The sequence below is a fragment of the Prevotella sp. MGM2 genome (assembly GCF_002933955.1).
In the GTDB taxonomy this organism is placed as follows: Bacteria; Bacteroidota; Bacteroidia; order Bacteroidales; family Bacteroidaceae; genus Alloprevotella.
Genome location: NZ_BEWW01000297.1, coordinates 20,892 through 42,997 on the forward strand (window position 1 = coordinate 20,892; position 22,106 = coordinate 42,997).

At 41.2% G+C, this 22,106-nt stretch carries 20 protein-coding genes; 15 read left to right on the top strand and 5 right to left on the bottom strand.

Annotated elements, in window-relative coordinates:
• The first annotated feature begins 14 nt into the window (after positions 1-14).
• The 13 genes from gmk to mutL all read left to right on the top strand — a co-directional run bounded on the left by gmk (position 15) and on the right by mutL (position 13,736).
• Positions 15-584, top strand: coding sequence for a guanylate kinase (gene gmk / locus C5S62_RS10515; RefSeq protein WP_104405335.1), 570 nt, complete (start codon positions 15-17; stop codon positions 582-584).
• Positions 581-1,177: a nicotinate (nicotinamide) nucleotide adenylyltransferase gene (gene nadD / locus C5S62_RS10520; protein WP_104405336.1), complete on the top strand. Its 597-nt coding sequence runs from the start codon at positions 581-583 to the stop codon at positions 1,175-1,177. Before gmk ends, nadD begins: the two co-directional genes overlap by 4 nt.
• A 47-nt stretch (positions 1,178-1,224) precedes the next feature.
• A complete protein-coding gene (gene rbr / locus C5S62_RS10525; RefSeq protein WP_104405337.1) occupies positions 1,225-1,767 on the top strand; it encodes a rubrerythrin in 543 nt (180 codons plus the stop codon).
• 197 nt (positions 1,768-1,964) lie between these two features.
• The gene (gene thrS / locus C5S62_RS10530; RefSeq protein WP_104405338.1) at positions 1,965-3,908 is read left to right on the top strand and encodes a threonine--tRNA ligase; all 1,944 of its coding nucleotides are present in this window, start codon (positions 1,965-1,967) and stop codon (positions 3,906-3,908) included.
• 65 nt (positions 3,909-3,973) lie between these two features.
• A complete protein-coding gene (gene infC, locus C5S62_RS10535) occupies positions 3,974-4,624 on the top strand; it encodes a translation initiation factor IF-3 (protein WP_104405339.1) in 651 nt (216 codons plus the stop codon).
• Between the two features lie 92 nt (positions 4,625-4,716).
• Entirely contained in the window at positions 4,717-4,914 is a 198-nt protein-coding gene (gene rpmI, locus C5S62_RS10540) for a 50S ribosomal protein L35 (protein WP_104405340.1), read from the top strand.
• 98 nt (positions 4,915-5,012) lie between these two features.
• Complete coding sequence (gene rplT / locus C5S62_RS10545) at positions 5,013-5,357, top strand: 50S ribosomal protein L20 (protein WP_104405341.1); 345 nt, start codon at positions 5,013-5,015, stop codon at positions 5,355-5,357.
• A gap of 82 nt (positions 5,358-5,439) precedes the next feature.
• On the top strand, positions 5,440-5,631 hold the full coding sequence (locus C5S62_RS13320; RefSeq protein WP_133159579.1) for a hypothetical protein: 192 nt from the start codon (positions 5,440-5,442) through the stop codon (positions 5,629-5,631).
• 81 nt (positions 5,632-5,712) lie between these two features.
• Positions 5,713-7,194 (top strand): IMP dehydrogenase, encoded by a 1,482-nt coding sequence (gene guaB, locus C5S62_RS10550; RefSeq protein ID WP_104405342.1) that lies wholly within the window; start codon positions 5,713-5,715, stop codon positions 7,192-7,194.
• A gap of 144 nt (positions 7,195-7,338) precedes the next feature.
• A complete protein-coding gene (locus C5S62_RS10555) occupies positions 7,339-8,763 on the top strand; it encodes a peptidylprolyl isomerase (protein ID WP_104405343.1) in 1,425 nt (474 codons plus the stop codon).
• A 54-nt stretch (positions 8,764-8,817) separates the two neighbouring features.
• The gene (locus tag C5S62_RS10560) at positions 8,818-10,170 is read left to right on the top strand and encodes a peptidylprolyl isomerase (RefSeq protein WP_104405344.1); all 1,353 of its coding nucleotides are present in this window, start codon (positions 8,818-8,820) and stop codon (positions 10,168-10,170) included.
• Entirely contained in the window at positions 10,167-11,816 is a 1,650-nt protein-coding gene (locus C5S62_RS10565; protein ID WP_104405345.1) for an OstA-like protein, read from the top strand. The genes C5S62_RS10560 and C5S62_RS10565 overlap by 4 nt, the downstream gene beginning before the upstream one ends.
• 33 nt (positions 11,817-11,849) lie before the next feature.
• On the top strand, positions 11,850-13,736 hold the full coding sequence (gene mutL, locus C5S62_RS10570) for a DNA mismatch repair endonuclease MutL (protein ID WP_104405346.1): 1,887 nt from the start codon (positions 11,850-11,852) through the stop codon (positions 13,734-13,736).
• A gap of 320 nt (positions 13,737-14,056) precedes the next feature.
• On the opposite strand, the gene rpsA is transcribed toward mutL, so the two are convergent.
• The gene (rpsA, locus tag C5S62_RS10575) at positions 14,057-15,844 is read right to left on the bottom strand and encodes a 30S ribosomal protein S1 (RefSeq protein WP_104405347.1); all 1,788 of its coding nucleotides are present in this window, start codon (positions 15,842-15,844) and stop codon (positions 14,057-14,059) included.
• A gap of 168 nt (positions 15,845-16,012) precedes the next feature.
• Here rpsA and C5S62_RS10580 point away from each other — a divergent pair, with 168 nt between their 5' ends.
• Together C5S62_RS10580 and C5S62_RS10585 are read left to right on the top strand one after the other, a co-directional pair.
• Entirely contained in the window at positions 16,013-16,531 is a 519-nt protein-coding gene (locus C5S62_RS10580; protein WP_104405348.1) for a hypothetical protein, read from the top strand.
• A 476-nt stretch (positions 16,532-17,007) separates the two neighbouring features.
• Positions 17,008-17,988, top strand: coding sequence for a LuxR C-terminal-related transcriptional regulator (locus tag C5S62_RS10585; RefSeq protein ID WP_223301219.1), 981 nt, complete (start codon positions 17,008-17,010; stop codon positions 17,986-17,988).
• A gap of 31 nt (positions 17,989-18,019) precedes the next feature.
• On the opposite strand, the gene C5S62_RS10590 is transcribed toward C5S62_RS10585, so the two are convergent.
• The 4 genes from C5S62_RS10590 to C5S62_RS14145 all read right to left on the bottom strand — a co-directional run bounded on the left by C5S62_RS10590 (position 18,020) and on the right by C5S62_RS14145 (position 21,989).
• Positions 18,020-19,702 carry an alpha-amylase family glycosyl hydrolase gene (locus C5S62_RS10590; RefSeq protein WP_104405349.1) on the bottom strand — a complete coding sequence of 561 codons (1,683 nt, stop codon included), beginning with the start codon at positions 19,700-19,702 and terminating at the stop codon, positions 18,020-18,022.
• Between the two features lie 130 nt (positions 19,703-19,832).
• Positions 19,833-20,735, bottom strand: a complete 903-nt coding sequence (gene fabD, locus C5S62_RS10595) for an ACP S-malonyltransferase (protein ID WP_104405350.1) — start codon at positions 20,733-20,735, stop codon at positions 19,833-19,835.
• Positions 20,736-20,802: 67 nt separating this feature from the next.
• Entirely contained in the window at positions 20,803-21,663 is an 861-nt protein-coding gene (thiD, locus tag C5S62_RS10600; RefSeq protein WP_223301220.1) for a bifunctional hydroxymethylpyrimidine kinase/phosphomethylpyrimidine kinase, read from the bottom strand.
• Positions 21,664-21,773: 110 nt separating this feature from the next.
• Positions 21,774-21,989, bottom strand: coding sequence for a GNAT family N-acetyltransferase (locus tag C5S62_RS14145; RefSeq protein WP_371411201.1), 216 nt, complete (start codon positions 21,987-21,989; stop codon positions 21,774-21,776).
• Between the last annotated feature and the right edge of the window lie 117 nt (positions 21,990-22,106).

Below are 22,106 nucleotides of genomic sequence, written 5' to 3' on the forward strand. Positions count from 1 at the left end.
ACTGTAGCCTCTCAATGAATAAAGGTAAAGTCATTATTTTCTCCGCACCTAGCGGTAGTGGAAAAAGTACCATCATCAACTACTTGATGACAAAAGGGCTAAATCTTCATTTCTCCATTTCCGCCACCAGCCGACCGCCACGCGGCCGTGAGCAACACGGTGTGGAATACTTCTTTCTCTCACCGGAAGAGTTCCGCCAACATATCACCGCCGGTAAATTTCTTGAATATGAAGAAGTCTATAAAGACCGATATTACGGCACTCTCAAAGAGCAGGTAGATAAACAATTAAAAGCCGGAGAGAACGTGGTTTGCGATGTCGATGTCCTAGGGGGCTGTAACATCAAACATCACTACGGTGAAGAAGCCATCAGCCTGTTCATTCAGCCACCGTCAATCAACGCTTTGCGGAAACGGCTGGAAGGCAGAGGGGAAGACTCTCTTGAAATCATAGAGCAACGCATAGAACGCGCAGAATTCGAACTTTCATTCGCTCCAAAATTCGACCAAATCATCATTAACGATGATTTGGCTACAGCGCAAGCCGAAACCCTGGCCGTCATCAAGACATTTCTCTCGAAATGAAGCGGGTAACAATTTTCGGCGGTTCTTTCAACCCTATCCACAACGGCCATATAGCTTTGGCAAGAAGCGTATTAGCGAATGACATGGCCGATGAAGTTTGGTTAATGGTATCTCCGCAAAATCCACTGAAAGAACAACAAGACCTCATGCCTGAAAGGTTTCGCCTGCGACTGGCCGAACTGGCTGTTATTAATGAACCCCATATCGTGGTGAGCGACTTCGAATTCAAACTGCCACGGCCTTCCTTCACTTCAAATACACTCAAGGCCTTGCGCCATCAATATGCAGGCACCGATTTTTCCTTACTGATTGGAGGAGACAATTGGCGGGTATTTCACAAATGGGCTGACTATGAGGAGTTGTTACGCAACCATACAATTATCATTTATCCACGTCCGGATTATGCTATAGAGAAAGAAAATCTACCTTCTAATGTATTGATGCTGAAAGACGTACCACTCTACCCTTGGAGTTCCACCGAAATCCGACGCCATTTGCATTGCGGAGAAGACATTTCAACAGCAGTTCCACCAATTGTAGCCGATGTCCTCAAGCAAGAGTACCATGTATTCAAGAAACATTTACCTACATGAAAATATAAGAGATTTAGTTAAATTGTTTTATTATTAAGAATTTTGTTATGAAAGAATTGAAAGGAACGAAAACAGAGAAAAACCTTCTGGAAGCTTTTGCCGGAGAATCAATGGCGCGGAACAAGTACACTTATTTCGCTTCTAAAGCTAAGAAGGACGGATACGAACAAATTGCGGCGATCTTTGAAGAAACAGCCAACAATGAAAAGGAGCATGCCAAATTATGGTTTAAATTTCTTCAGGGAGGAGGAATCAAATCCACCATCGAAAATCTGGAAATAGCTGCGACTGGTGAAAACTACGAGTGGACTGACATGTACGACCGCATGGCCAGAGAAGCAGAGGAAGAAGGTTTCACAGAAATCGCTGCCCACATGCGTGGTGTAGCTGCCGTTGAGAAAAATCACGAAGAACGATACCGTAAATTACTGCAAAACATCAACGAAAAAATTGTATTCTCCCGCGATAACGATTGTATCTGGCAATGCCGCAACTGCGGCCATATCGTAATAGGCAAAAAAGCCCCTGAGGTTTGCCCTGTTTGCGAACATCCCAAAAGTTATTTCGAACTCAAAGCAGAAAACTATTAATCAACGATGCTACGATAATAGAGAAATCAAGAGCAGTTTCTTCTTTTATATAAAGAACGGAACTGCTCTTTACTATTCACCGCTACAAACATCTCTCAGGACGGCAGATGGGAAAAGACTGTGCTTTTTAGATCGACCAAATGCTTTATTATTCAAAAAATATCGTTACCTTTGCGCCAATATAAAACAATCGGATTATGCTTAAAATAACTTTTCCCGACGGATCAATACGCGAATATGAAAAAGGCGTTACGGGACTTCAAATAGCCGAAAGCATTTCTTCGCGTTTGGCTCAAGATGTTTTAGCTTGCGGCATCAATGGGGAAACGGTAGAATTAAACCGCCCAATCAATGAAGACGCAACCATTCAACTCTATAAATGGGAAGACGCTGAAGGTAAACATGCCTTTTGGCACACCTCAGCCCACTTGATGGCCGAGGCCATGCAGGAACTATGGCCTGGCACTCAATTTGGTATTGGTCCTGCGATAGAAAACGGTTTTTACTATGACGTAATGCCTCCCGAGGGCATTTCAATTTCTGAAAGCGATTTTCAAAAAATTGAAAAGAAAATGCAAGAACTAGCCACCCGTAAAGAAGTTCTTGTACGCCAAGAAATCAGGAAAAGTGATGCTTTAAAATTCTTCGGCAATTGCGGCCAGCATTATAAGAACGAGCTGATTGAAGAACTTGAAGATGGCAATATAACAACATACACACAAGGCAATTACACAGATCTATGTCGTGGTCCGCACCTTATGAGCACAGCACCGATCAAAGCGGTGAAGGTGATGGCTGTAAGTTCGGCATATTGGCGCGGTGACGAGAAACGTCCCCAAATGACACGTGTTTATGGTGTTGCATTCCCAAAGAAAAAGTTTCTGGATGAATATTTACAATTATTAGAAGAAGCAAAACGTCGCGACCACCGCAAAATTGGCAAGGAAATGGAGTTATTCATGTTCTCCGACCTCATTGGGAAAGGATTGCCTATGTGGTTGCCTAAAGGTACAGCCTTAAGGTTACGGCTTGAGGATTTCCTGAAGAAAATACAAAAACGTTACGGTTATCAGCAAGTAATAACTCCACACATCGGTTCAAAAAATCTCTACGTAACATCCGGACATTATGCTAAATACGGAAAAGATTCCTTCCAACCGATCCATACCCCTGAAGAAGGCGAAGAGTACATGCTCAAACCAATGAACTGTCCCCATCACTGTGCCATTTTTTCCTGGAAACCACGATCTTACAAAGACCTTCCACTACGATTGGCAGAGTTCGGAACAGTATACCGCTATGAACAAAGTGGTGAACTACATGGCTTGACACGTGTACGTGGCTTTACTCAGGATGACGCTCACATTTTCTGCCGTCCCGATCAGGTTAAAGATGAATTTCTACGTGTAATGGATATAATAATGATTATATTCAGTGCTTTGAAATTCGATAAATTTGAAGCTCAAATATCCTTGCGTGACAAAGTAAACCGCGAAAAATATATCGGTTCTGAAGACAATTGGGAACGCGCGGAGCAAGCCATCATTGAAGCATGTAAGGAAAAGGGATTACCGGCCCATATCGAATATGGTGAAGCTGCTTTCTACGGCCCCAAATTAGACTTCATGGTTAAAGATGCGTTAGGTCGCCGTTGGCAATTAGGCACCATTCAAGTAGACTACAATCTTCCTGAGCGTTTTCAACTTGAATATACCGGTTCAGATAACCAAAAACACCGCCCAGTCATGATTCATCGCGCACCATTCGGTTCCATGGAGCGTTTTGTGGCTGTGCTCATAGAACACACTGCCGGTCATTTCCCATTGTGGCTGATGCCTGACCAAGTCGCGATTCTCCCTATTTCCGACAAATTCAATGATTATGCCCAAAAAGTATGCAAAATACTTGACGAGCAGGATGTCCGTGCTTATGTGGATGACCGTTCGGAAAAGATAGGCAGGAAAATCCGCGACAATGAAATGAAGCATGTACCTTACTTACTTATTGTAGGCGAAAAAGAAGCAACCGAAAACTCGGTTTCCGTTCGCAAGCAAGGAGAAGGAGACCAAGGGAGCATGAATATTGCGGATTTTGCAAAGAAAATCAATGACGAAGTCGTTGAAATGACAAAAAACTATTAACTTTGCAGCCGCTAAAACAATAAACATCAACAACAATCACACAAACGACAACTGAAACATTCTGAATGAAGAACGACAAAATGAAATATAAGTACCGCATCAATGAGCAAATCCGTTCACGTGAGGTACGAATAGTAGGAGACGATGCGGAAGCAATGGTTCTGCCAACCCATAAGGCATTACAACTAGCCGAGCAGAAAGGTTTGGATCTCGTAGAGATTTCACCTAACGCACAACCTCCGGTCTGCCGTTTGATTGATTATTCAAAATTCCTCTATCAGCAGAAAAAACGCCAAAAGGAATTAAAGGCCAAACAAGTGAAGATTGAAGTGAAAGAAATCCGATTTGGGCCACAGACAGATGAGCATGATTACAACTTCAAATTAAAGCATGCCAAAGAATTTCTTACAGATGGCGATAAAGTAAAAGCTTATGTTTTCTTCCGCGGACGAAGCATACTATTCAAAGAACAAGGAGAAGTATTATTACTACGCTTTGCCAGCGATTTGGAAGATTATGGAAAAGTAGAGCAAATGCCGGTATTGGAAGGTAAGCGCATGATTATCTTCATTGCTCCTAAAAAAACACCTGTAACAAAAAAATCAGAAGAGTCCTCAGAAGAAATTACTGCAATTCCCGAAAAAGCAAAAGCAGCTCCAAAGATAAAAGCTCCAAAGGAATATACAGGTCCTAAAGTAGAAGGTGAAGATTTCTGAACAGAGTTTATTTAAAATAAACAAATATAAAGCGCGTTTGTGTTTGGTATCTCACGCAGCCGCTAACATTAATAATTAAAAACAAAAAGAAAATGCCAAAAGTTAAAACTAATTCCGGTGCCAAAAAGAGGTTCGCCCTTACCGGAACGGGTAAGATTAAAAGAAAACACGCATTTCATAGTCATATTTTGACTAAGAAAACGAAAAAGCAGAAGCGTAATTTGGTTCAAACCGGTACTGTTGACGGTACTAACGTACGTCAAGTACGTGAGCTTCTCTGCCTCCGTTAATCTTTAACGAATATCTTTTAATCATTATTAGTTTAACCGGCTGTTTAGCACAAAGTTCGTTATAAAAAACGGCGCTAACTGCCCTAAAAAACAAACACATGCCAAGATCAGTAAATCACGTTGCTTCAAGAGCAAAAAGAAAAAGAATCTTAAAACTAACACGCGGTTATTATGGTGCTCGCAAAAATGTTTGGACCGTTGCCAAAAACACTTGGGAGAAAGGTCTGACTTATGCATTCCGTGATCGTCGTGCAAAAAAACGTAACTTCCGCGCCTTGTGGATTCAGCGTATTAACGCAGCCGCTCGCTTAGAAGGACTTTCTTATTCTCAATTAATGGGCAATCTGCACAAAGCAGGCATAGAAATCAATCGCAAAGTTTTGGCAGATCTCGCAGTAAACAATCCCCAAGCATTCAAAGCTATTGTAGAGAAAGTAAGATAAAAAGTCTTTCTCTCTAATACAAAATCAAGTGCACTACAAAATGTAGCGCACTTGATTTTTATCATCATATATACACTTACTTATGAGCGACGGCAATTATAATAAAAACTTATTACCTTATAATAATTATCAAAGCGGTTTACGAGCTGGACGCGCACAAATGAAACGCGCTGCAATAGATGCCTTTACCCAATGGTATATTTCAGAACATCCATCAGAGAATCCTGCTACAGTAAAGGCAGAGGTTGAAGTTTTTTATAAAATGCTACCTTAAAAAGGTAAAAAGAGAAACCAATAACTTGTATACCTCACAGGAAAAAAGTAATTTTGCATGCAATAAAATATCCTTAAAGTTATGATTTCTGATTTTATTGCCGACAAGATTGTAATGGACGGTCTCACTTTTGATGATGTCCTCTTAGTTCCTGCTTATTCAGAGGTTCTACCACGTACTGTGAGTCTGGGTACGCCATTTTCCCGTAACATATCCCTACAAATTCCTTTTGTAACAGCTGCAATGGACACTGTTACAGAAGCACCGATGGCCATTGCTATTGCCCGTGAAGGAGGTATCGGAGTCATACACAAAAACATGACCATCGAAGAGCAAGCACGTCAAGTAGCAATCGTAAAGCGTGCGGAAAATGGCATGATTTATGACCCTATCACTATTAAACGTGGAAAGACCGTTCGTGATGCACTTGCCTTAATGCAAGAATATCATATTGGAGGAATCCCCGTAGTTGACGATGCAATGCATTTAGTGGGAATTGTCACCAACCGCGATTTACGCTTTGAACGTGATTTAGATAAACATATAGATAAAGTCATGACTTGTGAAAATCTTGTAACCACCAATACACAAACAGATTTAACAAGTGCTGCACAAATCCTCCAAGAAAATAAAATCGAAAAGCTTCCGGTTGTTGACAAAGACGGAAAACTAGTAGGTCTCATCACCTATAAGGATATTACTAAAGCTAAAGACAAGCCAATGGCTTGCAAAGATACCAAAGGACGTTTACGTGTCGCAGCAGGTGTTGGAGTCACAGCCGACACAATGCAACGTATGGAAGCTCTTATAAATGCTGGTGCAGATGCCATTGTTATAGACACAGCTCATGGACATTCCAAGTTTGTTATAGACAAGCTACGCGAAGCCAAAAGTGCGTTTACAGGTGTTGACTTTGTTGTTGGTAATGTAGCTACGGGTGCCGCCGCCAAAATGTTGGCCGATGCCGGTGCTGATGCCATAAAAGTAGGTATCGGACCCGGTTCTATTTGCACAACACGTGTTGTCGCCGGTGTTGGAGTTCCACAGTTATCTGCGGTTTATGATGTCGCTTGCGCATTGAAAGGTACCGGAGTACCCCTTATTGCTGATGGTGGATTGCGCTATTCTGGCGATATAGTAAAAGCCTTGGCCGCTGGTGGAAATTGTGTCATGATTGGCTCACTTGTTGCAGGAACAGAAGAAAGTCCCGGAGAAACAATAATCTTCAACGGCCGTAAATTCAAGACATACCGTGGAATGGGAAGTCTTGAGGCTATGGAAAATGGGTCAAAGGACCGTTATTTCCAGTCAGGTGTTGTAGAAATCAAAAAACTTGTTCCGGAAGGTATTGCCGGTCGCGTTCCATATAAAGGATCTGTACAAGAAGTCATCTATCAGATGGTAGGCGGATTACGATCTGGTATGGGATATTGTGGTGCTGCGACCATCGATGAATTACATAATGCTAAATTTACCCGTATTACAGGTGCTGGTGTTATGGAAAGTCATCCTCATGACATAACAATTACAAGTGAAGCCCCCAATTATAGCCGCTCTGAATAAATAACACTCTTAATGTTTATAATTGAAAATACATCAACTGTATATTAAAGAATATACTCTTATCCTTATAAGTTTGCACTACCAATATGTCGCAAAAAATAAGGATAAGAGTATTATCATTACAGCTCTATAAATCATTTAAATATGAAAAAAATATTCATCTCCATATTTTTCTTTATGAGTCTTATCGGATGGTCTCAGAATGAGGACCCAATCCTAATGACCATCAATGGCAAACCAGTTTATCGTAGTGAATTTGAATATTCTTACAATAAAAATGGGAATATTGAAGGTGCACTAGAAAAGAAAACAGTAGATGAATATGCTGAAATGTTTGTTAATTATAAACTAAAAGTAGCAGTAGCCGAAGCCGCTCATCTTGACACATTGAGTAGTTTCAAAGAGGAATTTATGCAATATCGTGACATGCAATTAATTCCCCAACTCATAGATACTACTTATATTGATTCCATTGCACAAAGTATTTACACAAGAACAGCCAATCAACTAGAAGGGAAAGACTTATTACGCTTAGCGCATATCTTAATATTAATCAAGCAAAATGCTTCAGAAAAAGACAGACAACAAGCAAAAACTAAAATCGACTCCCTATATCAAAGATTAAAAGAAGGAGGTAATTTTACTGATTTAGCACAAAGACACTCAGAAGACAGAGGAACTGCTTCACGTGGCGGAGAACTACCTTGGATTGGCCCCAATATGACATTGAAAGAATTTGAAGAAGCAGCCTATTCGCTTAATGTTGGAGAAATGTCTTCCCCGATACAGTCTTCTGTCGGCTTTCACATCATTAAGATGCTTGAACGTAAACAATTAGAGCCTTATGAAGTGTTAAAACCAGAAATTTACGCATCGCTTAAACGTCAAAACATCGAAGAACTATCTGCAGAACATCATATACAAAAACTCATCACTGCAAGTGGAGAAAAGTTAACACGCTCAGCAATTCTCGACAGTATACTGCAAATACAACAAACTCGTCAACCGGATTTAAAATATCTTATACAGGAATATCATGACGGACTTTTATTATATGAAATTAGTAAACGCCTTATTTGGGATATCGCTGCAAATGACGAAAAAGGTCTAGCAGCAACTTTCAAGGCTAATAAAAAGAATTACATTTGGACAGAACCTCATTTTAAAGGTTTTGTAATTCGAAGTAAAAATAACAACTTAATAAAAAAAGTCAATTCTTTCATTAAGAAAAATTCCAATAATCCAGATTGGCGCAGACTTTTGAAACAAACATTCAACAAAGATTCTGTTACAGTAAGCGTTTCAGGACCTTATCTTGTAAAAAAAGGTGAAAACGCTTATATAGATCAATGCGTATTTGGCGGTGAATCAGTTCCGACAAAAACAGATTTCAAATATGTTGGAGTTTCTGGTAAAAAAATAAATAAACCACAAAATTTCTTGGATGTTAAACAACAAGTTCTAGCAGATTATCAAGAACAACTCGAACAAGTCTGGATTGAAAAATTACGCAAAGAATATACTTTCACAATCAACAGAGATATATTGTCAACTGTGAATAAGCACTGACTATAAGCTCTTTTGAGTGTGTAAAAAATAGCTTCTTATATAAAAAATAGAATTATGCCTCAAAAATTAGTTACAACTATAGCAACACTGATATTAACATCAGCGATTTCGGCACAAAATAATAATATTGTAGACGAAGTCATATGGATGGTTGGCGATGAACCCATATTATTAAGCGATGTCGAAGAGATGCGTATCAGTGCAGAAATGTATGGTGAACGCATAGAAAATCCATATTGTGTAATTCCCGAACAATTAGCCATACAAAAACTATTTCTCCATCAAGCAGCTTTGGACAGCATTGAAGTCGATGAATCACTGATTATAAAAGCAGCCGATGAGCAAGTCAACCGTGCTATTCAAAATTTTGGTTCACGTGAAAATGTTGAAACAATGGCCCGCAAAACAATTGCACAATTTCGCGAACAGCAGAAAACAATGTTTCGCAATGATGAGAAAATCCGCCAAGTACGAAAAAAAATTACAGATAACCTAAAAATCACTCCGGCAGAAGTACGTGAATATTTCAATAACTTACCACAAGATAGTTTACCTTTAATTCCAACACAAGTGGAAGTTCAAATTATAACTTCTGCTCCTCAAGTAACTCGTAAAGAGGTGGAACGCATAGAAGAGCGTTTGCGGGAGTTTGCACGTCAAGTAAACTCAGGAGAAACAGAGTTCTCTATGTTAGCAAAATTCTATTCTCAAGATGGCTCTGCACGCAATGGAGGAGAATTAGGCTATAGTGGACGCAACCAATGGGTACCAGAGTTCTCCAATGTGGCTTTTAGCCTCAATGACCCTAAAAAGGTTTCAAAAATTGTACGTACCGAATATGGTTTCCATATCATTCAATTTATAGACAAACGAGGAGATAAAGTCAATGTACGCCACATTCTGTTGAAACCTGAAATAGAAGAAAACGAAATTACAAAGAGCCTAGAGAAATTAGACTCCATTGCAAACGACATCCGATTAAACAAATTAACTTTTGAAAAAGCCGCTGTTCAATCAGATGACAAAAACACAAGAAATAACAAAGGTTTAATGGCTTACTTAAATCCTGAGACTCATACCAACATGTCTCGCTTCCAAATGGAGCAACTTCCTCCAGATGTGGCAAGAGTCGTAGAGACCATGCAACCTGGAGAAGTTTCCAAAGCTTTCAAAATGACTAATGAAAAAGGACAAACAGTCTGTGCTATCATAAAATTGAAAAATAAAATCGAAAGCCATAGAGCACACATGACTGAAGATTTTCAAGTTCTCAAAGACATTGTTTACCAAAAACGCAGTGAAGAAAAAATAAAGCAGTGGATTATTGACAAGCAAAAACAAACATTTGTAAGAATCAATCCCAACTGGCGAAATTGTGATTTCATGTACCCAAATTGGATTAAATGAATTTTTCCTCTTATTCAATAAAAAACAAATTTGCTTGGGCTATATTGATATTTCTCCTATCAGTGTTAGCCCAAGCAAATCCTATATTTACCACGACGTTCCCTACCCTCACCTATTCCCCAGCACAAAATAACAAGCGCATAGAACTTATTCATGCCGATCACTGGTTTTATGACGAATACGAGCATCCCGATGCACAACGCTTAAGTGGTAATGTTGTTTTCAGACATGACGGCATGATACTAAAATGTGATAGTGCCGTATATTTTCAAGCAGGTAATTCGTTTGAAGCTTATGACAATGTTAGATTAACTCAAGGTGATACTCTCTCACTCACCGGTAAGCGAATGTTCTATGATGGTAATGAAGCTTTAGCTGAAGCGCGTGAAAACGTGATATTAACACACAGAGGACAAATTCTTACCACCGATTCACTTAATTATGACCGTCTCTATGGAAAAGCTTACTTTTTTGATGGTGGTAAACTAGTAGATAAAGATAATACCCTAACTTCAGATTGGGGTGAATACTACACCGACACAAGACAATCCACTTTCAATTATAATGTCGAATTGATCAATCCTAAATTTCGATTAGTTTCTGACACCTTACATTATAATACAATCACAAAAATAGCGGAAATCGTAGGTCCTTCCAATATCTATAGTGATAAGAATCAAGTTGCCACCACCCACGGTTTCTATTATACTCAAACAGGTCAAATTGAACTTTTCGACAGATCTACAGTCCTCAATGGAGAGAATACCATGATAGGTGATAGCATCTATTATAATGAAAAGAACGGTATTATGGAAGCTTTTCGCAACGTTGTCTACCATGACAAAACCAACAAAAATATTCTTTCCGGAGATTATTGCAAATATAATGACATCATAGGTGAAGCCATAGCTTACGGCAATGCGTTAGCCAAATATTATGCTAACAAACAAGACACTCTGTTCGTACATGCTGATACATTACGATTATTTTCCTATAATCTAAAAACAGACAGTACTTTTCGTGTTCTCCATGGCTATTTCCATGCCAGAGCTTATCGTTCCGATGTACAGGCCGTTTCCGACTCTCTTGTATTCAACTCTTTAGAGCATAAATTATCTCTCTACCGCGATCCTATTGTATGGAGTGAAAATAAACAAATTGTAGGTGAGGAAATAAACATTTTTGCTAACGATTCTACAATTGACAGCATTTACGTACAACGACAGGCCATCATGATAGAACAGTTAGATTCCGTTCATTTCAATCAAGTTACCGCACACCTTTTACGTTCCTATTTCAAGCAAGGGGAAATGAAACTCAACTGCGCTGATGGCAATGTCCATATCGTAAACTTTCCATTAGAAAAAGACAGTACAATCATCTATCAAAATTACACAGAGACATCTCAATTACGAATGTTCATGGAAAATCGTAAATTACGAAAATTATGGGCACCAGCTTCAACCGGATGTTTCTATGTTGCCGGCCTTGCTCCTGCAGAAAGAACCCGGCTGTCAAATTTTGCATGGTTTGATTATATCCGGCCACGCAATAAATATGATCTGTTTGAATGGCGACCAAAGAAAAAGGGAATGGAGCTAAAACCCTCAATACGCCATGAAGCCCCAATACAAAAGTTTGAATGAAAACTCTTCTAACCTGGTTTACAAAACATCTCCATGAGCGATATTATCAAATTACTTCCTGATGCTGTTGCCAATCAAATCGCAGCCGGAGAAGTCATTCAGCGCCCTAGTTCCGTTGTTAAAGAATTAGTAGAAAATGCCATTGATGCCGGAGCTAGCCGCATTCAGATTTTCATAACAGATGCCGGTAAGACATGCATACAGGTAGTGGATGATGGCAAGGGAATGAGTGAAACAGATGCCCGTTTGGCATTCGAACGCCATGCAACCTCAAAAATAAGTGAAGCCACCGATCTGTTCAGTCTCCGCACCATGGGATTTCGCGGCGAAGCCTTAGCTTCCATTGCTGCGGTTGCACAAGTTGAGTTACGCACACGGCTAGCAGACAACACATTAGGAGTCTGTATAAATATTGAAGGGAGCAAAGTAACAGCACAAGAACCTATAGCCTGCCCCATTGGCTCAAACTTTGCTGTTCGTAATTTATTTTTCAACATTCCGGCACGACGAAAATTCCTCAAATCCAATCAAACAGAACTAACTAATATCATACAGGAATTTGAGCGCATAGCGTTAGCACATCCCGACATAGCCTTCACGATCCATACCGAAGAAAAACCTATAATGTCATTACCTTCCGGTAATTTCCGACAACGAATTAGCGGTATTTTTGGAAAAAAAATAGACAGTCATTTGATACCGGTTGAAGTTGAAACATCCCTAGCAACAATATCCGGATATGTCGGCATTCCCGACAGTGCACGGAAAAAAGGGGCTCATCAATTTTTCTTCGCCAACGGACGCTACATGCGTCATCCCTACTTTGCCAAAGCCATTATGTCTGCTTACGAACGATTAATTCCAGAAGGAGAACAGGTTCATTATTTTTTGAATTTCAATTTAGCCCCTTCACGAATAGATGTCAACATTCATCCTCAAAAAACAGAAATCAAATTTCAGGATGATCAGGCATTATGGCAAATCATTTTAGCTGCTGTAAGAGAAGCATTAGGAAAATTCAACGCCATACCTACCATCGACTTTGACACGACCAATAGTCCTAATATTCCAATATTCAATCCAAACACTGATACTGTTGTCCAGCCCCAAGTACATATAAACAATCAATTCAACCCTTTCGCCACCAATAACGAAAACAAAACATCCAGCGCTCATTCATCGACAGATAATCGATCTCCTTCCACAACGTCTAATCATCGAAAAAACAATGACTGGCAAGAACTTTACACTACGATTCCAGAAGAAGATTTCAAGATTTCTGACGATTCCACACTAAGTAATGTCCCTACATTATACGACAAACTATCCGAAGAAGAGCAAATCATTTGGGAAAAAAACGACACACCTTGTTTTCAGTTCCGCGGACGCTTCATCGTAACAGCAACAAACAAAGGTCTGCTACTTGTAGACCAACACCGTGCCCATATGAGACTACTTTACGACATGTACCGCCAACAACAAAATGAGCACCAAGGAGTAAGCCAAGGATTACTGTTCCCACAAATGCTACAGCTATCTCCATCGTCGGCCACCACTTTCGATACCTTACTCCCGACATTAGCAGATGTTGGTTTTGATATTTCTCCATTAGGAGGAGGAAGCTATGCTATTCAAGGTATACCGACAGGAACAGAAGGAGTGGATTACATCACATTACTACAAGGTATAGCCGATGATGCACTACAGGGAAAGCTGCAAGCCGGCGACCCAGTAATACATTTAATATCATTATCTTTATCACAAAAAGCAGCTTTACCAATTGGACAATATCTCACTCCTGAGGAGATGGCAGACCTCATTGAACGCCTCTTTACATCATCCGATGCCACTTATGCTCCTGACGGGCATAAAATACAAATTTTAATAAGTACTGACAACTTACAAAATTATTTCAACTGAAATTCAAAATTCAATCATACACATTATTCCTGTGTTACAATAAGTTCGATTGCGTTTTCAATTCTTACAGAAAGAATTGAAAACGCAAGTTTTTTATCCTCAAGATCATTATAAAATAAGAAACACCCTCATATCCTTTCAGATACAAAATAAATTAGAAATATAGCACTATTTCCAAACAAGAAATCTCCACTCTTAAGAAAAAGAAAAGTCTGCATACAAATTTTGTATGCAGACTTTTCTTTTTCTTATATAATCAAATCATTCAGACTTCTTTGAAAAGTCCATATCATTCATTGATTAATCCGTTTTCATGTGAATTATTCACCCTTTTCCATTTTAGCTTTCAAAGCTGCAAGAGCATCAATATCTCCGAGACTGGTGGAAGCGGCCTGATTCTGGATACCAGCAACAGTTTCTTCTTTCTTAGCAGTCTTACGAACACTCTTCTTCTCAGCACGGGCTTCTGCACGCTGTACATCTTCGAATGTACGGCTGTGAGAGAGAATGATGCGCTTGCTGTCCTTGTTGAATTCGATTACCTTGAAGGGGAGTTTCTCGTTGAGCTGAGCATGGCTGCCATCTTCCTTAACGAGATGTTTGGGAGTTGCAAAACCTTCTACGCCATACTGGAGCTGTACAACGGCACCCTTATCAAGCATTTCGATGATTGTACCTTCGTGGATGCTGCCATCTGTGAAAACTGTTTCGAATACATCCCAAGGATTCTCTTCAAGCTGTTTGTGACCGAGAGAAAGACGACGGTTGTCTTTATCTATTTCAAGAACAACTACTTCGATTTCTGCACCAATCTGAGTGAACTCAGAAGGATGTTTGATTTTCTTAGTCCAAGAAAGATCTGAGATGTGAATCAGTCCGTCCACACCTTCTTCAAGTTCTACGAACACGCCGAAGTTAGTGAAGTTACGAACCTTGGCCTGATGCTTGGAGTTTACAGGGTATTTAACTTCAATATCTTTCCAGGGGTCCTCTTTGAGTTGCTTGATACCGAGTGACATCTTACGTTCGGTGCGGTCGAGAGTCAGGATAACGGCTTCAACTTCATCACCTACTTTAAGGAAATCCTGAGCAGAACGCAAATGCTGGCTCCAGCTCATTTCGCTTACATGGATAAGACCTTCCACGCCGGCTGCGATTTCAACAAATGCGCCATAATCGGCCATAACGACAACTTTACCCTTAACCTTGTCACCTACTTTGAGTTCAGCATCGAGGGCATCCCAAGGATGCGGAGTAAGTTGCTTCAGGCCGAGGGCAATACGCTTCTTTTCCTCATCGAAATCAAGAATAACGACATTGAGTTTCTGGTCGAGTTCAACGATTTCTTTCGGATCATTCACACGGCCCCAGCTAAGGTCGGTGATATGGATCAAACCGTCTACGCCACCAAGGTCAATGAATACACCGTAAGGAGTGATGTTCTTGACAGTACCTTCAAGCACCTGACCTTTTTCGAGTTTGGAAATGATTTCCTGCTTCTGTGCCTCAAGTTCGGCTTCAATGAGTGCCTTGTGGGAAACAACAACATTCTTATATTCCTGATTAATTTTCACAATCTGGAATTCCATGGTCTTACCAACGAATACATCGTAATCGCGGATAGGCTTAACATCGATCTGCGAACCGGGCAAGAATGCCTCGATTCCAAATACATCGACAATCATACCACCCTTTGTGCGGCACTTGATGTAACCCTTAACCACTTCTTTGTTTTCAAGAGCCTGATTAACACGCTCCCATGATTTGCTTGCACGAGCCTTTTTGTGAGAAAGAACCAACTGTCCTTTTTTGTCCTCCTGATTCTCGATGTACACTTCAACAGTGTCGCCCACCTGAAGCTCAGGATTGTAACGGAATTCATTTACGGGAATGATACCATCGCTCTTGTAGCCGATGTTAACAACAACTTCGCGCTTGTTGATAGAGATAACCGTACCTTCAACCACTTCGTTTTCATTTACGCGGCCAAGGGTCTGGTCGTAAGCTTTTTCAAGCTCTTCCTGGCTTTGAGCGCTTTCAGCGACTCCGTTCTCGAATGCATTCCAGTCAAAATCCGACAGAGGTGCAATGTTCTTGATGTTCTCCATTAAAATGTTAATAAATTAGTTAATTAAATAAGTTGGACATTATGTTGTAAATAATACCGGCCACAAAGTTACGCTATTTTTTTGATATAACCATATTAGTTTCCATGTTTTATTTTGTAAGTTGAAATAAATGTGTAACTTAGCCCCCGATTAAAAGATTATGACATTATGAAGAAAGTTTTCATGTTCGCAGCAGTGCTGTTCAGCCTCATGCTGAGCAGCTGCGGAAAAGGCAAATCTTCGGATAAGCAAGGCAATACCGATTCCATAGCCGCCCCGGCACAAATTATCGATACCGCCCCTCAAAAAAGCATGCCCGACTCCACCGTCTACGGCCGCTCGGAAGGATTCGGAATGAGTGCCTTTACACTGGTAACAGAAGATGGACGCGAATTCGACATTGCCCTAACATCCGAAACAGGGGAGCCACATTACGGAAAAATCTACGGCGACCGCAGTGACACGGCCCGCTATGCCATGACGACACGGCATGATAACGAAGAACTGGACGTTTTGATTAACCTCTCGCAATTGGAAAAATTTATTTCCAATTATGAAATATACAACTGTCATGTCATCATTAAAGACGGGCGTAACCGCGACTGGGTGGAAATAGAAGAACTGAACGATTCTATTTTCCGCGCCAAAGGGAAAAGCGGGAAAAATTATGAATTCAGGAAACAATGAACAAATATCCGGCACACCGGTCGGGACTCGCTTCGGTAACCTATAACCGAAGCGAGTCTTTTTTAATTGAACTCAGCCCCAATGGCAGCCCCTTTGAATATTAACATTTTTAACCTTTCATTACATTTCAATGGGCTGATTTTTGAATTCTAACTATTGGAATTCAAAAAGTCCGTATCGAATTTTTAACACGAATACTTGGAATTTAGATTCCGATACGGAGTTTTTTCCCGAAAACACGTCAAAAAAACATATGACCACTCCAGAAAAACACGCAAAAAGCGGGCCTTTTCATAAGAAAGTCCCGCTCTACTATTACAAAGATACAACATTTTTCGCCTAAAAGCAAATTGTGTTAAAATGATCGCACAAGCCCAAATACCCACTTATGGTGATACCGCTGAAAGGGAAAGCAAGTTTTTTTTGACTATTTTTGCAGCCGGAACTCCCACATTTCTTTACAGACAAACAAGAATATGCCCTCTTACTACAACGACAATACAAAAATGAGTGACATCATTTGTGACGCACCGCAATTGCTGCAAATGATGAGCCGTTTTGGCATCCCTTTGGGTGTTGGCGACCGCTCTGTACAGGAAATATGTGCCACAGCAGGCGTGGATACACCTACTTTTCTGGCTGTAGCCAACTTTATGCGTCATGGCAGCGACAGTGTGACACAGCATCTGGACCAGGTGTCAGTATCGGCATTAATGACCTATCTGAAAAATGCTCACGACTATTATCTCAGTTTCCAGCTGCCGGCCATCCGCCGCAAACTTCTTGAAGCAATCGACACAGCACAACAAAACGACGTGGCTCTGCTCATTCTGAAATTTTATGATGGCTACATGGGAGAAGTACGGCGGCACATGGAATATGAAAATCACAAAATATTCACCTATGTCGAACGGCTGCTGAACGGAACATACGATAAGAATTTCAAGATAGACTGCTTTGCCCGCCGTCACACCGGCATCGACAAGAAACTTCAAGAGCTGAAAAACATTATCATAAAATATTATGTCCCCACTGGGGACGGAGACTTACTCAATTATGTGCTCTTCGATATTTTCAACTGCGAAGCCGACTTGCGCTCTCATTGCCAACTGGAAGACGAATTGTTTGTGCCTGCAGTTGGCATTCTGGAAGAACAGCTGGCCCAACAAGGACTATGCCATAGCGAAAAGACTGGAGATAAAACAGTTACTGATCCGCTTTCCGAACGTGAGAAGGAAGTTGTCTGCTGCATTGTGCGCGGCATGACGAACAAGGAAGTGGCAGCCTTTCTCTTCATCAGCATCAATACAGTGCTTACCCATCGCAAAAACATATCACGCAAGCTCAACATTCACTCCGTGAGCGGACTTACCATCTACGCCATTGCCAGCGGACTGGTAGACGTAAAGGAACTAAACGCTACTGCCAATATAAAGAAAGCCGCATCGTTACGATGATGCGGCTTTCTTACCTCACAAATTCTGTTTCTCATCCCTCTATTTTGAGCACAACTGCACTATTGGCTGCCACTGCCACCATCGTAAAGCCATCAGGTTTCAACTCCACCGTTTGAGTTTCTCCCGAAAGCAAATCGATTGCGGCATATAAGCCGCCACGCAAATCCATAAAACTAAAAGCATGTGCAGGAACACGTACTCCGACATTGATGTCTGCCGCATCAAAATTGGCAACAATAAGGAGTGTTTCCTCCTTTCCTTTTCTGATAAAAGCATACTGCCGATCAGGATTAAAACCACAAGTACGGTCATAATTCGCATACATGAGATCATAGAAAATACCTTCACGAACAGCTTCCGAACCATTGGCCAGACGCATCACTTGCCTATAAATATAGTATAAACGAACTTCATCCTCCGTCAGCAAAGACCTATCGGCTGTTGACAGACGTCGTAAAGAATCCACACACCAATAGTCAAAAATTGTCGTTCGCCCATCAATACCGCTAAAGCCTTCGGAATCCATACCGGCCTCCCCCACTTCCTGTCCGGCATAAACCATGAAAGGATTGGTACCCATCAAAGCGCTTACAACCAAGGCCGGAACGGCACGCAAGGCTTCCCCGGCAAAGAAAGGAGAAGCGATCCGTTGTTCGTCATGATTTTCCAGAAAATTCAACATGTGGCAGCGAATACCATCGATACTCTGCCAACAACCGGTGATACAAGAGGCTGAAGCCTCGCCCCTCACCACAGCACGCAAAGTATCATAAAGACCGACTTTATCGTAAAGAAAATCAAAGCCTCCGCGATGAATATAATCATAATACAGTCCCGGATTATAAACCTCAGCAATAAAAAGAACAGCCGGATAAATAGTCTTTACCTTGGCTATGGCATAGGCCCAAAACTCACACGGCACCATTTCCGCCATATCGCAACGGAAAGCATCAACTCCTTTCTTAGCCCAAAAAAGAAGAATATCTGTCATCTTTGTCCAAGTAGAAGGTACAGGATCGAAGTGACAAGTCCTCCCCCCCATATAGTCAACACCGTAATTGAGTTTCACGGTTTCATACCAGTCATTCCGCGAAGGCCAGGCATTAAAGCAGTCATTTCCAGTAGCTTTAGCCGGATACTCACGATACGGGCCGTCAGCCGCACGCACGTCAGTAAAATCAGTGTGAAGCGTTTGTCCTTGTATATAATAGAAATTATTGTTCGCAGAAAAGCCCAAAGACATATCATCGCCTTCGCCCAAATCCTTCACTCTAGCCGGCTTGGCATCAGAAAAATATTGACGCGCCACATGGTTTGGCACGAAATCAATGACAACTTTCATTCCAGCCTTATGGGTACGCCGAAGCAAAGCTTCAAATTCTTTCATACGCCGCTCCGGCTTTACGGCGAGATCCGGATCTATATCATAATAATCCTTGATAGCATAAGGCGAACCGGCCCGGCCTTTAACGACCGCCGGATGATCACAACGAATGCCGCAAGCTGAATAATCAGTCTGAGTGGCATGTTCCAACAAGCCGGTATACCATATATGTGTAAATCCGAAATCACGAATATTAGCCAAAACCTCATCTGTAAAATCAGCCATTTTTCCACACCCATTTTGTTCAATGGTGCCATGAGGCAAATTTTGTCCAGCCTTGTTACCATAAAGTCGTGGCAACACTTGATATATTGTTATTTTTTCTTGCATTTATATTATGTTTTCGAAGACAAAAAAACAAAAAGAGTCAGAACCACTACTACCATTCCTTGGTTTGTCTAGCTCTGACTCCTGTTATGTTCACTGGCATTGCTTTATCCTAAACAATACCACACGCATTTTATTCACCTACGCCATGAACCGTCACCTCTGCATTGCCCTTACATATTTTAGCAATCATGCCTTGCAGAGCTTTACCCGGACCGCATTCGGTAAAGTCCGTAGCCCCGGCATTCACCATATTCTGGACTTCCTGAGTCCAAAGAACACTAGCCGTAAGCTGCTTAATAAGGTTAGCTTTGATCTCTTCAGGATCAGTATGAGCCAAACCATCAACATTCTGATAAACAGGGCATATCGGTTTTTGGAACTCTGTTACGGCTATTGCAGCCTCCAATTCTTCTTTAGCAGGTTGCATAAGCGGACTGTGGAAAGCACCACCAACAGGAAGCAACAAGGCACGTTTGGCTCCGTTTTCTTTCAATTTGGCGCAAGCAGCCTCAACAGCTTCCTGTTTACCGCTAATAACCAACTGACCAGGGCAATTATAATTAGCAGGTACAACGACCATTCCTGTCTCTTGGCTCACTTCTTCACAAATAGCTTCAACTTTTTCATCAGGTAAGGCGATAATGGCGGCCATCGCACCGGGAGCAGCCTCACAAGCCTTCTGCATTGCCTTGGCACGGGCTGCGACCAGTTTCAAGCCATCCTCGAAACTCAAACAACGCGTTGCAGTAAGTGCAGAAAGTTCACCCAAAGAATGACCAGCAACCATTTCAGGAGCAAACTCCTGTCCTAAGCAAAGGGCGCTTATCACGCTATGAAGGAAAACGGCTGGTTGAGTAACCTTCGTCTGCTTGAGTTCCTCATCCGTACCACTAAACATGATTTCAGTTATCTTAAAACCGAGAATCTTATCAGCCAAGTCGAAATGCTGCTTAGCAATAGGATGATTTTCGTACAGGTCCTTACCCATACCAACGAATTGTGAACCCTGTCCGGGAAATACAAATGCTTTCATTATAGAGGTCTGTTTATTTATTAAATTTCCAAAGTTTTCTAGTATCTATAAGACTAGGCAAAGGTACTCAAAATTCTTCGATTAACAGAGGCTCTGGTGCAAAAAAGTGGTTCATGCCGCCACGACCGCCACCCAGCCTTTGCTCCAAACCAGCCTTGAGGGCTTTTTCCACAAACTTTTTTGCCTGACACACGGATGCTTCAAGCGGGAAACCACGAGCCAAAAAAGCTGTGATAGCAGATGAAAGTGTGCATCCTGTACCATGATCATTAATAGTATGAACACGATGACCGTTCAAGACGACACGTCCTGCCGGAGTGCTTAATACATCACAAGGCACTCCACTGCGATCGCCTCCTGTTACAAGCATACAAAGACTCGGATCCACCCTTTTCTCCTTTTCCAAACACTCCTTTAGCACAACAGCCTCAACAATATTGGGAGTAACTAAACTGCAAAGCGGCAACAATTTTGTACACAGCACTTTTAAAGCTTCAGAGTCCATCAAACGACAACCGGAAGATGATACCATTACAGGATCAAGCACAACATGAGACACAGGAAATGTGTTGAGTGCCGTCACAATTGCCTCAATAATCTCAACTGTCGGAGTCATACCTATCTTCACCGCAGTAGGTGACATATCGGAAAGCACAGCCGTTATTTGCTCATATACCAAATTGGCATCAACAGGAACAGACTGTACAACCCCTTTGGTGTTCTGTACAGTAAGAGCGGTAATCGCCGATGCTCCATAACACCCTAAAGCAGAAAAAGTTTTAAGGTCTGCTTGTATACCGGCACCTCCAGAAGGATCACTTCCGGCTATAGAAAAACATACGTAATAACGTTTCATGACAACAAAGATAATGCAAATAGACGAAAAAGGAAAACGCTGTTCGCTACCCAAGAGAACGGAATCAAACATAACCTTTCTTAAAGACTTCTTCTCAAACAAAAGTATCAAAAGCACGAACACGTTAACATCCATCCAACGAAGAAGCACTAACCTGCTTTCACAGTATTCTTTACAACATATTATAAGTCAATCTGATAAAGTCTTGACTCCTCACCCCATGGATGATAACAAGAACCAAGATATCTGAATCCAAACTTCTCATAATATGGGTCAAGCCGAAAACACGGTGCATACGTTTTGAATCCTAATAATTCAGCCTCAACGATTGCACGGTCTATCAACACTTGCCCTAGATTATGTCCCCGACAGTCTTCTTCAACATATAATGCAACCAATCAAGGATATAAATCCATTCGGGAATTAAAATCATTAGTAACAAGACCAAAACAGCCAATAACTGGGTCAAGCCGAAAACACGGTGCATGAATTTTGAGAAAAGTGTTAAATTTGTG